This window comes from Aeromonas sp. BIGb0445 (assembly GCF_024809075.1).
In the GTDB taxonomy this organism is placed as follows: domain Bacteria; phylum Pseudomonadota; class Gammaproteobacteria; order Enterobacterales; family Aeromonadaceae; genus Aeromonas; species Aeromonas rivuli.
Genome location: NZ_JANUES010000002.1, coordinates 120,332 through 135,756, shown reverse-complemented (window position 1 = coordinate 135,756; position 15,425 = coordinate 120,332). Strand labels below are relative to the sequence as shown.

Below are 15,425 nucleotides of genomic sequence, written 5' to 3'. Positions count from 1 at the left end.
TGACTGCATCAGGCCTCTTTGAAGGCCTTCATCCGCTGCAGGTGATGAGAGATGTTCTTGAACTTGTGGCTCTCTGTCTCATCCCACACGATGTTGTAATAATTCTTCAATTCACGCTCAATGTCCGCATTATTACCCACTTCATCCTGGACGGAAAGGATGCACAGGCAATTTCCTGAGTTTTTATTACGAAATTCTGACACACATTTGGTGCCTATGTCCTGATACTCCTCAGGCCGGTCGATGCGCCCTTCCATGTTGATTTCCGGGTGCAAATTGGGGTTGAAGATGACCTGCTTGATGCCACACAGGAAACCGATCCGCTCGCTCCAGTATCCTCCCAGGCCCACGCCGCAGATGAGGGGCTTGGGATCCGAACTCATGTCGAGCTGTTTCTTCACCTCTTTGAGCAGGTGACTCATGTCGTGACGGGGATGAACGGTGCTGTAATGAACGAAGCGCACATCATCATCGATATACTGCAACTGCAGCACTTTCTCATGATTGCCAAGGCTAGTGGCATCAAAGCCATGCAGATAGATGATCATGGTAAGACCTCAGACTCTGTGTCGGTTCTATCGAAACTACCGCAGCAGGCGGGCCCCACGCCACCAAAACATGCGGCTTTCTTGCTTTGGATCACGCCGGCCATCGTCAGCTGCGTCCGCCCTTCCCGTCACAACTTGCTACTCTTCAAACACAAAAAGACCACGGATGGGGTCGCTGTGAACGCCATTGCTCTGAGTTATCTGCTACTGGCGGCCCAGATGGGGCTGTATGGGATCCTCTGGTCCCTGACCGCCTGTCTGGTGCGCAGTGAGCGGCTCACCGGCCTGCTCGGCGCCGCCTACTCCCTGTGCTGGGCCGGTGCCTTGGCGCTGTTTGCCCTGCGGGGCACCCTGACCCCCTGGCTCACCTACACCGGCGCCGATGTCTTGGTGCTCTGCGGCTTCACCCTGTTGTGGGGCCGCGCTTACTGCTTCGACAGAGGCCGTTTCCCCTGGCGCCGCTGGTCACTGGTGACCCTGTTCGGCGCCTTGCTGCTCATCTGGGCCGGACCTGCCCCAGAGCACATGGACCTGCGCCTGCTGCTGCTCGCCCTCTTCTCCGGGGTCAGCGGCTTCCTGATGATCTGCTACTCGGCCCGCCCCTTGCGCCAACAGCTGGGCACGCCGCTGAGCTGGCTGATCTGCCTGCTGGGGCTGGCCGCCATCCTGGCCTGGGGAGAGCGGATCATGATGGCCCAGAGCCTGCCGATCCCGGCCCAGGATTTCGTCTACCCCTCGAGTCACAACATCCTGGCCTTGCTGGTGATCTGGCTGCTCACCATCGCCCTGCAGCTGGGGCAGTTGTTCATGGTGGTGCTGCGCAACACCCGCAAGCTCAACGACCTCTCGGTACGTGATGTCCTGACCCAGCTCCTCAACCGACGCGGCTTTGAGGCCAGATGGCGCGAGCTGCCCGCGGCATCCAGGTCGCTGCTGCTCATCGATGTGGATCACTTCAAGCAGGTCAACGATCGCCACGGTCATGATGTGGGCGACAGGGTGCTGTGCCACCTCGCCCGGCAGTTCACCGATCACATGGGGCCATCCGCTACCCTGGCCCGCATCGGCGGTGAAGAGTTCGCCATCTTGTTGCCGGGGGAGGATATCGCCAATGCCCATGGCCGCGCCGAATACCTGCGCAGCCAGATAGCCGCCACACCACTGCCCAGCGAACAGGGCGCACTCCATGTCACGGTCAGCATTGGGGTGGCCACCAGTCAGGGGGAGTGCCTCTTCGAGCTGCTCAAACAGGCCGATCTCGCCCTCTATCTCGCCAAACGACGCGGTCGCAACTGCGTCGCCAGTCAGCAGGATCTGGCCGCGCAGATGAGTTGAAAGCCGGCCTCCCAGGCTATCGCGCCCCGGACATTGCAACCTCGGTGGCCCCGGACAGCTCCTGACTCAAGTCGGCAAAACGGTTCACCGCCTCCTCCACTCTGTCCAGACTCTGCTGCCAGAAGGCGGTGGTGCGAATATCCAGCCCCAGATGTTCCAGCACCAGGGCCTCGGCGCTCATGCGCCCCGTGTCGCGCAGCAGGGCGCGATAGGCCTGCGCCACCCCCGCCTCCCCCCGCGCCTTGCGCGCCATCAACTGGCCATAGACCCCCAGGCTGAACAGGTAACCAAACAGATAGGGGTAGTTGTAAAAACCCAGCCCCGGGATGGCGAAGTGCCCCTTGGCGGCCCAGAACAGCGGGAAGTACTCCCCCAGACTCTGCTCGTACCAGCGCCCCCACGCCTCATCCATCAGTTCCTTGAGCCGGGCGCTGCCCACATAGCCCTGGGCCCGCTCGCGCACCAGGGCCTGCTCGAAGTCGAAACGGGCCGGGATATTGAGCAAGAAGGTCGCGGCGCTGTCGGCCTCCATCCAGGCGATGGCGTCCCGATCCCCCGCCTCGGCGCGTTCAAACAGGGCGCCACGCACCAGGGTCTCGGCGAAGATGGAGGCCGTCTCCGCCAATGTCATGGGATAGGCTCGCTGGCTCATGGGCAAGTCGCGCAGCAACCAGTTGTGCCATGCATGCCCCAGCTCATGGGCCAGGGTCACCAGGTTTCTCATGCTGCCCTCATAGGTGAGGAAGACCCGGGGCTCGACGGGATCGGCAAACTTGGTGCAGTAGGCGCCGCTCTGGCGACCAGGGCTCGGCGCCGCATCAATCCAGCCGCGTTCGGCCATCATGCGGGCAAACTCCCCCATCTCGGGATCGAAGCTGGCAAAGGCCTCGGCTATCCACTCGATGGCCTGCTCAAACGGGATGCCTGGCCCCGAAGCTGCCGGTGCGGGGGCGGCCAGATCCGCAGCGCTCATCCGGTTGATGCCGAGCCGACGCCCCATCACCCCCAGCGCGCGCTGACCCAGTTCACGCCGCGCATAGGTGGCGCTCATCATGGCCTCCAGGGTCACGGGTTCGATGCGGCTCTGATGGCAGGAGAGAGCCAGGGCATCCAGAGGACGGCCGGCTTGGGCGCCGCGCTGGCGAGCCAGCTCCAGGCGCCAGCCATTGATGGCATTGAGGATGGCGGCCACCGTCTCCTGCTCTGCCTCCCAGGCGGCACTGATGGCCGCCTGGGCTTGCAGGCGCACGGCGCGATCGGCGCTGCCGAGCAGGTTGCTGGCCTGGGCCAGTCCCAGCTCGCGGTCATCGACGCGCAGCCGCAGTCGGCCCGCCAGCTCGTTGTAGAGGTTGCCCCAGGCGTGCAGGCCATCGCTGCCCAGACCAATGACCAGCTGCTCCGCCGCCACCGGCAGCCGTTGATCCGCCAGGCGCCGCTCGTGGCGTAGCCGAAAGGCCTCCTCCCCCAGCAGGGGGTCTCTCATCAGCGCCTCGAAGTCGACGTCCGGCAGGGTGAGCAGCAACTGCTCCATGGGCGCCAGGGTCTTGAACAAGTCGGCATTGAGGGCGCGGGCGCGAGAGGCCTGGGTTTTGGCCAGCGGGTCCCGGCTATTCTGGCTGGCGGCACTGGCTGCCAGCACGGCGATATTCCAGCCGATGTTGCGAATGCCCTGGGCGCGCTGGCGCACCTTGCGCAGGAGTGCCAGCCGCGCCGCCGGCTCCTCGCACGCCGTCTCCAGCTCGCCCATCACATCAGCCAGTTCGATGAGACGGCTGCGAGCCTGGGCCAGATCGGCCTCCAGTTCCAGGCTATCGAGGCCGGGATAGATGTGTTGATTGTCCCAGCATTGGGGATAGACGGTATCTTGGCGCATCGATTCTCTCTTTTCAGGCGGGTTGCGGGCACACATCCGCTGGTGAAGGGGCACCCAAGCAGGGCTGCGCCCCCTCTTCAGCGGGCGCAGCCCACCCATAGGTTGGCAAGGGAGGCAGGGCTCAGATCAAGCGCTCGAAGCGCTCGACTCCCTCCTCCACGTAGTTCAGGCTCTCGTGCCAGAAGTCGGGCTCCCGGATGTCCACCCCCAGGTGTTTGGCAATGAGATCTTCGGCGCTCATCCTGCCGGTGTCGGTGAGCAGGGCGCGATAGGTCTCGGCAAAGCCGCTCCCTTCCCGCACCTTCTGGGCATAGAGACTGAGGGCAAACAGGTAGCCAAACAGATAGGGGTAGTTGTAAAAACCCACCTCGGAAATGGAAAAATGACCCTTGCTGGCCCAGAACAGATCGTCATGGCGACTGAGGCTGTCACCATACCACTGCTCCATGGCCGACTTCATCAGGCTCCTCAGCTGACTGGCCCCGACATAGCCTTCGCGGCGGGCCGCCACCAGAGACAACTCGAACTCAAAGCGTGCGGGGACATCGACCAGCAGCGAGGCGGCACTGTCGGCGTCCATCGAGGCGATGTTGCGCCGCTCGCTCACCTCCTGACTGCGCTCGAACAGGGCGTCACGCACCAGGGTTTCGGCAAACAGCGAGGCCGTCTCCGCCAGGGTCATGGGGTAGTCACGCTGCTCCAGCGGCAGGTCACGCAGCAACCAGCTGTGCCAGGCGTGGCCCAGCTCATGGGCCAGGGTCGTCAGATTATCCACTGTCCCCTCATAGGTGATGAAGACCCTGGGTTCGGCGGGATGGGCGTACTCCGTGCTGTAAGCCCCGCTGCGTCTGTGCTCGCTCGGCGCCGCATCTATCCAGCCGCGCTCGGCCATCATCAACACGAAGGCCCCCATCTCGGGGTCAAACTCGGCGAAGATCTCCGCAATCAGGGTAATGGCCTGCTCAAAACCGATCAGCTTGGGCTCGCTCACCGGCGCCGGTGCATAGAGATCCCAGGGACCATAATCGCGCAATCCCAATGCCAGTGCCTTGCCCTTGAGGGCGCGCTGACCCAGGGTGCGGCGCTCCCGCGTCACGCTCAAGAGGGTATCCAGGGTCTGGCGACTGATCTGACTCTGGTGACAGGAGAGATCCAGGGCATCGAGCTGGCGCTGCCCTCCCCGCTGGCGGGCGAGCTCCAGGCGCCAGCCGTTGATGGCATTGAGGATGGCGGCCACCGTCTCCTGTTCCTCCTCCCAGGCGGCGCGAATACCAAACCAGGCGGCCTTGCGCCGTGCCTGCTGCGGATGACTGAGCAGGTTGCTGGCCTGGGCCAGCCCCATGCACTCCCCCGCTATCTGCGGCATCAGCTTGGCAACCAGGCTGTCGTAGAGCTCGCCCCAGGCCTGCAGGCCATCCACCGCCAGCCCCTCCAGCAGCTGTTCGCAGGCCAGACCCAACTGCTGATCTTGCAGCTCACGCTGATGACGGACCTGGTGCGCCAGCTCGAACAGTTCCGGATCCTGAAGCAACGTCTCGACCAGCGCCGGCGCAGCCTCCAGCCAGAACAGGGTCACCGGTTTGGTAACCTGCGCCAGGCGCGACGAGAGACGAGTACTTCGGGATAACAGGGTCTTGGCCGCCTCGTCCTGGCCGTTGCGACTGAGTAGGTTATAGCCATAGACGCCGCTATTCCAGGCAAGTTCAGTCAGCCCTTTCGTCTGCGCGCGAATGGCGCGCAGCAGCGCACGCAGGGCGGCCGGCTCATGGCGGTGGGCCAGTTCGGCGATCAGGCACTCCAGACGATGAAGGGCCGGTTCGGCGTCGGCAAACTGCTGGTCAATGGCCGGGCAGTCGGGGGCGGCGAAGATGTGCTCATCACGCCAGATCATGCGGTTCATAAGGCTCCTTGGTTGTGTCGCGTTGTCTGCATCCATGACAAACCTCTTCTGACGAGAGGCTGGCCAGCATGCTAGGAGAAGCCCGGCCCCCTGACCATCCCCCATATATGCGCGCCACCCGCCCCTGATAGCCAGGGAACGCCAGCAAGCAGTGCGCCCCGACCAGCGGGGCGCACTCTGTACTGTTTGATCACGGCGTGACTGAGTATGGGGAGGCGCAAGAGAGGCAAGCGCCACCGCCTCTCTTGCTGGCGGTGTTATTTGGCGGGCTTGAGCCTGCTCACCATGCTCATCAGCGCCACCAATGCCAGACCGGCCAGCACACCGATCAGGGCATTGAGCAGGGTCGGCGTCAGGGCACCCAGTACGCTGCCCATCGTCGGCAGGGTCTGCACGCTCGCCGCCGCCCCCTCGACCAGGTGGTGCACGAAGGGCCAGCCATGGACCAGGATGCCGCCACCGACCATGAACATGGCAATGGTGCCCACCAGCGCCAGCAGGTGCATCAACTTGGGGGCCACCGCCAGCAAGCCGCGGCCCAACCCCTGACGCAACAGGCCGCCATCCGGTTTCTTCAACAGGTGCAAGCCGATGTCATCGAGCTTGACGATGAGGGCCACCAGGCCATAGACCCCGACCGTCATCAAGAGCGCTATCCCCGCCACTACGGCAATCTGCAAGCTCAGGCTGGTACCTTGCACCGTGCCAAGGGCAATGACGATGATCTCGGCGGAGAGGATAAAGTCGGTTCGAATGGCCCCCTTTACCTTCTGCTGCTCATAGCCGACCAGGTCCTCGATAGGAGGATGAGATGCGGCGCTCCCCTGCACATCCTCACCCGCCGTCTCCTGGTGGGGCAGAAACTTGTGCACCAGCTTCTCCGCGCCCTCGAAACAGAGATAGGCGCCCCCCAGCATCAACAGCGGAGTAATGAGCCAGGGGATCAGGGCACTGATGGCAATGGCGGCGGGCACCAGGATCAGCTTGTTGCGAAACGATCCCTTGGCCACGGCCCAGACCACCGGCAGCTCACGCTCGGCGCGCACCCCAGAGACCTGCTCGGCATTGAGGGCAAGATCGTCCCCCAACACACCCGCCGTCTTCTTGGCGGCGACCTTGGTCATCAGGGCGACATCATCGAGCACGGTCGCAATATCATCGAGCAGGGTCAGCAGACTGGCTCCGGCCATATCAATTATTCCTCATGTCAGTGGCGGGGAAATCCATCGGTAGCGAGACACTCTTCTTTGTCACTCCCTTGGTGATCTGCGCCATCTCGGCCAACGAGCGGGTTCCAGGCATCATGGTGGCTTCCTTATTTCGGACTAAAGATGGCACAGTGTAACGAGAAGCCGCCGTTTCGGCAGCACCCCTGAGTCGTTTGTCCTTTGCTGCATCCGCACTCACTCCCCCTCTAGCCCAAGGAGTTTCCATGCAACCCTGGCAGCCTCTGCTCGATTTCTGGTTTGGCGATGACACCGACGATGCCAGCCGTGCCAAGCGACAAGCCCCGCTCTGGTGGGGTAAAAGCCGCGACACCGACCTCCTGATCCGCCAACGCTTTGGCGCGCTGGCCGAGCAAGCAAGCGCCGGTACCCTGGCCCACTGGGCCGAGGTGCCCACCGGGCGGCTGGCGCTGATCCTGCTGCTGGACCAGTTGCCGCGCAACATTCACCGCGGCACCCCGGGCTCTTTTGCGCAGGACGCCAAGGCCCTGGCCCTCACCTTGGCCGGGTTGTCCCTGGGGGTGGACAAGGCACTCTCCCCCCTGGCGCGGGTGTTTTACTACCTGCCCCTCGAGCATTCGGAGCAGCGGGAACATCAGGCGCGCAGTGTCGCCCTGTTCGACGCCCTGGCCGCCGAGCAGCCCGGCTCGACCTTCGCGGGCTACCTCGATTTTGCCCGCCGCCATCAGGTGATAGTGGACAGATTCGGTCGCTTCCCCCATCGCAATGCCATTCTGGGCCGCCCCAATACGACCGAGGAGAGCGCCTTTCTCACGCAGCCGGGCTCGGGCTTCTGACTGGCCGCCCCTCATTGCCATTGAAAAACGGGCCAAAGGCCCGTTTTTCGTACGCATTGGATTGCAGCTCGTTCAAGCCGCCTCGGGCAATGCCTCCTTCTTCTGGTAAGCCGCAGGGCTCAGCCCCAGCAGCTCCTGCACCGTGGAGGCCACCGTGATGGAGGAGAGGGTACCGGTCAAAATGCCGGCGAACAGGGTGAAGGCGAAGCCATGGAGGGCATCGCCGCCAAACAGCAGCAGGGCTCCCACGGTAAAGAGGGTGGTGCCCGAGGTGATCATGGTGCGGCTGAAGGTCGCCTTGATGGCGATATCGCTGCACTCATGCATCCCCAACCGGGTGCGGGAGCTCAAGATGTCCCTCAGCCTGTCCGAGATGACGATGCTGTCGTTGAGGGAGTAGCCGATCACCGCCATCAGGCCGGCGATCACGTTGAGGTCGAACTCGATATGGAACAGGGCAAGCAGCCCCAGGGCGACCACGGCATCATGCAGCACCGACAGCAAGATGCCGACGGCCTGACGCCATTCGAAACGAAACGCCAGATAGACGGAGATGGCGATAGAGGCCACCAGCACCGCCATCATCCCCTGCTGGAACAACTCGGCGCCCACCTGGGGGCCCACTATGGTGGTGCGCAGCAGTTCGACCGGCAGGCCAAGCTGAGTCGCCAGCCGATCAGCCAGCTCCTGGGCAGGCATGGTCAGCCCCTCGGGGGGGAGCTTGATCAGCCACTCACCGGGGACCCCGGCCGGTTGCAGGCTCACCAGGGCGCGCAGAGACTCCCCGAGCAAGGCATTGATCTCATGGGCATCCTTGAGGGTCTGGATCTTGAACTCCAGCAAGATGCCCCCGGTGAAATCCAGTCCCAGTTGCAGGCCGTTGATGGCCAGCAGCCCGAGACTGGCGAGGGTGAGCAGCACGGAGAGGCCCAGCCCCAGATAACGCCAGCGGGTCAGGCTCATGGAAAAGAAGCGATGAAACATGATTAAACCCTCTGCAGCCGTTGGCTGCTCTTGCCCCAGATGGGATTGATGATGGCGCGCGTGCCCCAGATACCGGTGATCATGCTGGAAACCAGCCCCAGGATCAGGGTGATGGAGAAGCCTTGCAGCGGGCCTGAGCCGATGGCGTAGAGCACCACGGCACTGATCAGGGTGGTGATGTTGGCGTCGAAGATGGTGCTGAAGGCCGAGCGGTAGCCAAAATCGATGGCTCCCGCCAGGCTGGCACCTTCACGCAACCTGTCCTTGACCCGCTCGAAGATGAGCACATGGGTATCCACCGCCATGCCGACCGTGAGTACCAGACCGGCGATGCCGGGCAGGGTCAATACGGCGCCGGGCAACACCGCCAGCATGCCCACCTGCATCAACAGGTTGCCAAACAGCGCCGTGATGGCGACCCAGCCAAACTTGCGATACCAGCACAACATGAACACCATCATGCCGACCATGCCAAACACCAGGGCGCTAAAGCCCGCCTCTATGTTCTGCATCCCAAGAGTGGGGCCTATGCTGCGCTCTTCCAGGATCTTGAGGGGCGCGGTCAGGGCCCCGGCGCGCAGCAGCATGGCGAGCTCTTGTGCCTCCGGCATGCTGCCAAGCCCGGTGATGCGGAACTGGTTGCCGAGCGCCGTCTGTATGGTGGCCACGTTGATCACCTGACTGTGAGCCCGCAACTTGCCGCTGCTGCCCGTCTTGTACTCGGTGAACACGGTTGCCATGGGGCTGCCCACATGCTGGCGACTGAACTGGCTCATCTTGCTGCCCCCCAGGGCATCGAGCACTATGCCGACCTGAGGCTGCCCCATCTCTCCCATGCTGGCACGGGCATCGACGATGTGATCGCCGGTCAACACCGGTTTGCGATCCAGCCCGACGCTGCGTCCCTCCTTGTCGGTCATGACAAAGCGGCTGTCCGGCTTGGCCTGATAGAAGGCCAGGGATGCCGTGGCGCCAATCACCTCCTTGGCCTGACGGGGGTTGTGGACCCCGGGCAGCTCGATGCGGATACCATCCTGACCCTGGCGCTGCACCGAGGCCTCGACGATGCCGAGCTCATTGATGCGCTTCTTGAGGATCGACAGGTTCTGGGTGACGGCGTTATTGGCGAGCAGAGTGCGCTCGGCCTCGCTCATCTTGAGGGTCAGCTGCTGGCCCGATCGAGTCAGCAGCCACTGGCCCTGACGCACACCGCCACTCTCCTTGACGAGGGTGAGCCAGGCGCCCTGCTCCGTCCCCTCTGGCAGCACTATGCGCACCTCCCCGGTCGCTACCCGGCTCACATTGCCCCCGCGCAAGTGGGCTTCCCGCAGACCGGTGCGCAGGTTATCCACCAGATTCTTGGTCTGATTCTCCAGCACGAAGTCCAGATCGACCCCGATCAGCAGCTGCGAGCCACCCCGCAAATCCAGCCCCAGCTTGATGGGGGTGGCGCCGAGCTGGCTGATCCAGGTCGGCGCCTTGGCATGAAACTCCAGGGTCAGGGCGGCGCTGTCATGGCCCTGCTGCTCGAGCAACTGCTTGGCTCTTTGCTGATCCCCCTGATCGGAAAACACCAGCTCCAGCTTGTCCGCCGAGGCGATGGTCTGCTGCAGCACTATGCCCTCTGTGGCCAGCAGCTTGGCATCGCTGGCACTCAGGCTCGACTGGCCATGCAGGCCGAGGGAAGGCTGCTCACCGAAGAAGGTGGGCAGGGAATAGAAACCGAAGGTCAATAACATCAGCAGCAACAAGGCGTACTGCCAGGCGCTGGTGCGGTTGTGCAGCAGGCGCGGTTTTTTTCTCACACTGTTCATGGCAAGGATCCAATTCGAAACAGGCATGGCGATCGCCGCGATAGTCGCAGCAGACGCAGAAAATCAATCGAAATGGGGGCTGGCGTCCGATGGACGAGCCCGTCGGTCAGCGAGGGAAACTACCCTGATGTGACCGAAGATCAGCCGTGAACGGCGCTCTGGGAGAAGCGGTATTGCAGGTGTCGGCGGGAGAGCCAGCGGCGATGTATGCCCCTGAACTTGTCTCTGAAGCTGTGTTTCTGATAGAGCAGCGGGAGGCAGAGCAACAGGCCCCCCAGCAGTAGCAGGCTGACGGCAGCTGACCAGTCATGGATGAGCTGATAGTCGCGATCTTGCCTGTCGCCATGGTTGCGCAGGGAGTGTTCCAGCCGCTGCAGATGGCTCTGATGGGTGCCGATAAACTTGACGGCTCCCTCCTCAGGTGTGCTCGCACCATGGAAGGCGCTCTGGGAGAGGGATGTTTCCTGGGGAGCAGCCACCAGATGTCCATCCACTCGAAGAGTAGAAAACAGCAGCATGAAGGCGATGAGCAGGCTCATCACTATCCATTTCACTGTATTTGGACGATGGGACGACATAAGGCTCCGAAAAAAGTGTGAGCTGGCGCCCACTGTGGGCAAGCTATCACAGGGGCTCGTCGGCAGCAAGGGCTGAACGGACCGGCCTTTGCCCTACCGACCCGAGCAACCCTGTGATAAATGGCGCTATTTACCTTGGGTCATCTGTTCGAAGTCGCTGGCATAACCCTTGAGCAAGCTGTAAAGGTGGGCACGCTGCTTGAGATCCAGGGAGCCACTCAAGTCACTCAACCACTGGACGGTACGTTGGCGGGACTGCTCGGTATAACCGGTGAAACGGCCGTCCATCAGACCATCCCCCTCGGCCAGCAGCTTGGTGAGCCGCTGCTCGAAGTCGGGGCTGGCACGCTGCCTGAGCAGCTGATCCAGCTCGCCGACCCAGGCTCTCTGGTACTCAATCCAGGGCGGCATCATCTCGTATTGCCACTCAACCCAGCGGGCCACCAGGGGCGCCTGGGCGGGTTTGACCTCGCCTATCCAGAATACCAATCGCTTGTTCATCTTCTCGGTCGACTCGCGCAGCACCTTCTCCTTGGGATCCTTGGCAAAATCCTGCTCCCGCTCCTGCTGTCGCGCCAGCCTGTCTTTCATGAAAGCATCGACCTGGGCATCGGTCAGGGTGCGAGCCAGCCGCACCGCCCGCGGTATGGTGTTCTCCAGGGTACGGGTCAGGCTCTGTTGGGTGACATCCAGATGTCGGGAGACCTGAGCCGGTGTCATGGGACTCGCCACCGCCCGGGAGAGGGCGGCAAGATCCTTGGCATAGCGCGGCAACTCATGCTGACGGTGCCAGCTCATCAACCCCTTCACCTCCTGATCGAGCAGCCTCTTCTGGCTGCTGCTCAGGGAAAAATAGTCATCGAGCTGCCAGACGATGCCGACGTCAAGCCAGTAGTAGATGACCCGGGTCGAGCAACCGACCAGCAGCAGGCAGGCCAGACCCGCCAGCCAGACTCGTGTTTTCTTGCGCCAAGGGTGTGTCATCAAGATGGGTTACTCCAGTCGTTGGCGATGATGGGCTATCAGCTCGGCATAGGCCGCATCGGGAGCCTGCTCGGCCATGAGCAGGGCCCACAACAGGGCGATGTAATCGACCCAGGGCAGAAAGGCCGCCCCCTGAAAATCCAGGGGACGTGGCGTCTGGCCCAGGGCAAGCCGTTCAATTTCTTCAAGATAGCAGTCTTCAAGCGCTGCCATCTCCTCCAGACCCCAACCATGGGTGCGCACTATGCTGGCCAGTTCGAAACCGGGGTGACCCGCTGCGCCATATTCCCAATCGATGACCCAGGGTCGCTCTCCCAACAAGTTAGCCGGATTGAGATCGTGATGGCAAGGGAGCCAGCAACCGTCCGGCTCCCGGCTGGCGAGCAGAGGCGCCTCCAGCTTGTCGAGCCAGGGAGGGGGTGCCTTGAGCCCCTCGCGGTAGCCCCGGGCATGGGCGCGCACCGCCATCCTGACGGTCGGCAGCGGCAGTTGATGAAGCCGAGCCAGCAGCCGAGCCAGGGCGGGCAACGCCTGACGCTGCGGGAGGGGAGCCTGCGCCCAGCTCGGCGCCTCGCACCAGTCGAGCAGCAGTATGCCGCGATCGGGGTCCCCATAATGGCAAGGCAGTGCCAGCCCGGCGGCCATGGCCCCCCGATAGAGCTGCCATTCGGTCGCCCTGTCGATGCCAAGGCGTGCCGGTTCTGGGTGACCCTGCCTCAAAAAGTAACTGCGCCCCGAGGGGAGGCGCAGTCGATAGTTGCTATTGGTCAGCCCGAGCCCCAGTGGTTCGAGCCGCCCCTCCCGCCAGGGAGCGGGCAGGCTCGCCAGCAGGCGCTGTTGTTCATTACCAGCCAAAGGTCGATGTCTTCGCCTGTTTGCGGATCTCTTTCTGATCGGCCCACTCCAGCTCGCCGCTCTCCAGATCCATCAGGTTCATGGTCATCTGGTAGTAGACATCCTTCACCTTGCCGTTGTCCTTGACGATGCTGCTGAGGTTGCCATAGACCATGTAGCGGGCACCGGTCTGCTTGCCAAGCCGTACCATGGCAGCGGGATCCACCATGCCACTGCTCTGCTGATATTCGAGCTGCTGCTTGACCGCCGCCACCTTGCTCATGTCGACGAAACGGAACTTGCCGGAGCGCAGCAACTTGGTGCGGATGGTGTCGCTCACGGCTTCGGTATCGATGTGCTCCGAGGTCTTGTTGCGGATGGAGTCCATGAACATCACAGGGCGGCCCCCTGCCGTGATTTCACTGGTCGCCGGCGAGCTCAACATGGAATCCGCCATCTTGTCGGCGATGGCTTGCAAGTCGCTCGAGCCGTAATCCACGGTCACCGTCTCGGTGGCCGTCGGATCGCCATAGCTGACGGTGGTGCTGGAGCAGCCGCCCAGCAGCAGGGCGCCGCCCAGGATAAGCAAGGCATGATTCATCTTCATCGATTCGTTTCCTCAATCACTAAGTACATGCAAGGTGTCAGCACCCCTGGTGCCTGACACCTCAAGCCACCGCCGCACGGCGGCAGGAGCTCATCAGTTCGATTCTTCAATCACTTCACGGACGGAGAGCCGATAACCCTTCACATCCAGGGTCGGCGCCAGGGCCGACAGTGTCCGAACCTGCTGGCCATGGAGCACGAGTGGCGTCCAGCCGCGGCCATCAGACGCGACCTCCTGGCCGCTGGCATCATACCAGTAGAACAGGTATTGCAGAGGATTGTCGCCACGGCGCTCATTGACTATCTCCACGTTGACCTGCATCAGGCCATTTTGCTGGCGCCTGGCCAGCTCGCGCAGGTGCAGGTCAAGAGTGCTGTTACCCACTTGCATCTGGGCCGCGCCGCCACTTGGCGCCGACAGGGCAACACCGCTGGTGTTGGTGGCACAGGCCGACAGCCCCAAGGCGAGGCCGCAAGCCAGGACGATTCGTTTCATCTTCTACTCCTCATATGAATATCTCCCCCCCAGGCACCCGGCCTGGGGGGGATTAGAGCATCATCACCCGGGTGACGAGATTGGCACCGAGCCGGTTGACCCACACCAGGGTGGTATGCCCGGCACGCACCTCGATGGGCAGGGTCTTGCTCCCACTGCCTGATCCTAACTGCAACTGCTGCGAGCCCGGGGGAAGCGTCGCGTCCCAACTCGATGCCTGGGCAGGCAGGGTCAGCCAGCTGCGGGTGTCGGCCCGCTCAGACAAGGTGTTGAAGATGCCGACCACCAGGTTGCCCACATCGCCCCCCTCCTTGGCGGCGCTGCGGCGCAGTTGCTCCTTGGCGACCAGACGCAGCGCCTGACGGCTCAACATGACGGGCAGTCGCTCCTGCAGATCCTTGGCAGCCAGGGCTTCGAGCCGCACCAGGGGCGCCGTGCTGCCTGCCTGGTTGCCCACCCCGACACTGAGCGGCCCCACCTCGGCGCCGCGATTATCGTAGTAGGGGATGGCCACGGTAAAGGTGCGAAAATCCCCCCTTGAGGTAAAGAGCGGCAGTGGCAGGAAGAGTTCGCGGCGGGCCGGGATCAGCCCATCTTCGAACAGCACCACCACCCTACCCTGCCCCCGCACCAGAGGCGGAGCCTTGCGACCGAGGCGCTGCTCGGTGGCCGCCAACTCCGCAGCCGAGCCGCGCAGCCGTGCCAGACGCAGCATGGCCCCTTGCAGGGCCGGGTTATCCGGGGCTATCTCCAGGCCGCGACCATAGTCTACCCAGGCATCGTTGAGATCCCCGCTCGCCTCATAGAGCACCCCGGACAGATAGAAGGTATAGGCATTCTGGAAGCCGTTCTTGACCTGGCCGGTGAGGCGGTCGAGATCCGGCGCCCGCGACAGCGCCTGGCGCACACTGGCCTCTTGCTTCGCCTTGGCAACCTCATCACCCCGCTCGCGCAGGGCCCGCTCCTGCACCTGATTGGCGCGGCGCACTTCGACCAGGGCCCCTTCCAGATCCCCGCGCTGCAGATAATCCAGCGCCAGATAGTGGTGCAGCATGGTGCGCTCGTAATCTGGCGTCTGATAGCCGAGGGTCTGATCGTTGGTCAGCAGACTGCCGGCCTGGGCCAGCCCCTGGCTCACCCGAAAGCGGGCCTGCTCATCGTCGGCCTTGAGGGCCAGGTCCGCCGCCTCCCAGGCCCTGCGGCTTTGCGGGGCCTGATTGGCGAGCGAAGCGATACGCCCCAGCTCCAACCGGCTGAGCACATAGCCATCATCGCCGGGTTCGAGCTCACGCACTTCCCCGATGGCGTCGAGTGCCTTGCCCTGCAGCAGGGCATTGCGCACCGGAGTCATCTGCACCGAATAGGAGACGAACAGGTCTTGCCAACTGGCGCAGCCGCCCAGCCCCAAAACGGCGCAGAGCAGCAAGGGGCGCAGCCCGGTCAACCGCAT

14 protein-coding genes are annotated in these 15,425 nt (G+C 63.2%); 2 read left to right on the top strand and 12 right to left on the bottom strand.

The window, feature by feature from the left end; genetic code table 11:
• Nucleotides 1-8: 8 nt before the first annotated feature.
• Nucleotides 9-548, bottom strand: a complete 540-nt coding sequence (ycfP, locus tag M2367_RS04335) for an alpha/beta hydrolase YcfP (protein ID WP_042042189.1) — start codon at nucleotides 546-548, stop codon at nucleotides 9-11.
• Between the two features lie 177 nt (nucleotides 549-725).
• Between ycfP and M2367_RS04330 the strand changes: the two genes are divergently transcribed.
• The gene (locus M2367_RS04330; protein WP_259235920.1) at nucleotides 726-1,883 is read left to right on the top strand and encodes a diguanylate cyclase; all 1,158 of its coding nucleotides are present in this window, start codon (nucleotides 726-728) and stop codon (nucleotides 1,881-1,883) included.
• Between the two features lie 16 nt (nucleotides 1,884-1,899).
• On the opposite strand, the gene M2367_RS04325 is transcribed toward M2367_RS04330, so the two are convergent.
• The 3 genes from M2367_RS04325 to M2367_RS04315 form a co-directional block, all read right to left on the bottom strand.
• Nucleotides 1,900-3,756: a M3 family oligoendopeptidase gene (locus M2367_RS04325; RefSeq protein WP_259235919.1), complete on the bottom strand. Its 1,857-nt coding sequence runs from the start codon at nucleotides 3,754-3,756 to the stop codon at nucleotides 1,900-1,902.
• 121 nt (nucleotides 3,757-3,877) lie between these two features.
• The gene (locus tag M2367_RS04320; protein ID WP_259235918.1) at nucleotides 3,878-5,656 is read right to left on the bottom strand and encodes a M3 family oligoendopeptidase; all 1,779 of its coding nucleotides are present in this window, start codon (nucleotides 5,654-5,656) and stop codon (nucleotides 3,878-3,880) included.
• Between the two features lie 257 nt (nucleotides 5,657-5,913).
• A complete protein-coding gene (locus tag M2367_RS04315) occupies nucleotides 5,914-6,846 on the bottom strand; it encodes a DUF808 domain-containing protein (RefSeq protein WP_042042192.1) in 933 nt (310 codons plus the stop codon).
• A 242-nt stretch (nucleotides 6,847-7,088) separates the two neighbouring features.
• On the opposite strand from M2367_RS04315, the gene M2367_RS04310 reads away from it, so the two are divergent.
• Complete coding sequence (locus tag M2367_RS04310) at nucleotides 7,089-7,679, top strand: DUF924 family protein (RefSeq protein ID WP_259235917.1); 591 nt, start codon at nucleotides 7,089-7,091, stop codon at nucleotides 7,677-7,679.
• Nucleotides 7,680-7,751: 72 nt separating this feature from the next.
• Here M2367_RS04310 and secF read toward each other — a convergent pair whose 3' ends face one another.
• The 8 genes from secF to M2367_RS04270 all read right to left on the bottom strand — a co-directional run bounded on the left by secF (nucleotide 7,752) and on the right by M2367_RS04270 (nucleotide 15,425).
• Nucleotides 7,752-8,663: a protein translocase subunit SecF gene (gene secF / locus M2367_RS04305; RefSeq protein ID WP_259235916.1), complete on the bottom strand. Its 912-nt coding sequence runs from the start codon at nucleotides 8,661-8,663 to the stop codon at nucleotides 7,752-7,754.
• Between the two features lie 2 nt (nucleotides 8,664-8,665).
• On the bottom strand, nucleotides 8,666-10,477 hold the full coding sequence (gene secD, locus M2367_RS04300) for a protein translocase subunit SecD (protein ID WP_259235915.1): 1,812 nt from the start codon (nucleotides 10,475-10,477) through the stop codon (nucleotides 8,666-8,668).
• Nucleotides 10,478-10,617: 140 nt separating this feature from the next.
• The gene (locus M2367_RS04295) at nucleotides 10,618-11,016 is read right to left on the bottom strand and encodes a hypothetical protein (protein ID WP_259235914.1); all 399 of its coding nucleotides are present in this window, start codon (nucleotides 11,014-11,016) and stop codon (nucleotides 10,618-10,620) included.
• Nucleotides 11,017-11,181: 165 nt separating this feature from the next.
• On the bottom strand, nucleotides 11,182-12,039 hold the full coding sequence (locus M2367_RS04290; RefSeq protein ID WP_259236208.1) for a DUF6279 family lipoprotein: 858 nt from the start codon (nucleotides 12,037-12,039) through the stop codon (nucleotides 11,182-11,184).
• Between the two features lie 9 nt (nucleotides 12,040-12,048).
• Nucleotides 12,049-12,894, bottom strand: a complete 846-nt coding sequence (locus tag M2367_RS04285) for a phosphotransferase (protein ID WP_259235913.1) — start codon at nucleotides 12,892-12,894, stop codon at nucleotides 12,049-12,051.
• Complete coding sequence (gene lpoB / locus M2367_RS04280) at nucleotides 12,884-13,480, bottom strand: penicillin-binding protein activator LpoB (protein WP_042042199.1); 597 nt, start codon at nucleotides 13,478-13,480, stop codon at nucleotides 12,884-12,886. Before lpoB ends, M2367_RS04285 begins: the two co-directional genes overlap by 11 nt.
• Nucleotides 13,481-13,573: 93 nt before the next feature.
• On the bottom strand, nucleotides 13,574-13,975 hold the full coding sequence (locus M2367_RS04275; RefSeq protein WP_259235912.1) for a YcfL family protein: 402 nt from the start codon (nucleotides 13,973-13,975) through the stop codon (nucleotides 13,574-13,576).
• 52 nt (nucleotides 13,976-14,027) lie between these two features.
• Complete coding sequence (locus M2367_RS04270; protein WP_259236207.1) at nucleotides 14,028-15,425, bottom strand: COG3014 family protein; 1,398 nt, start codon at nucleotides 15,423-15,425, stop codon at nucleotides 14,028-14,030.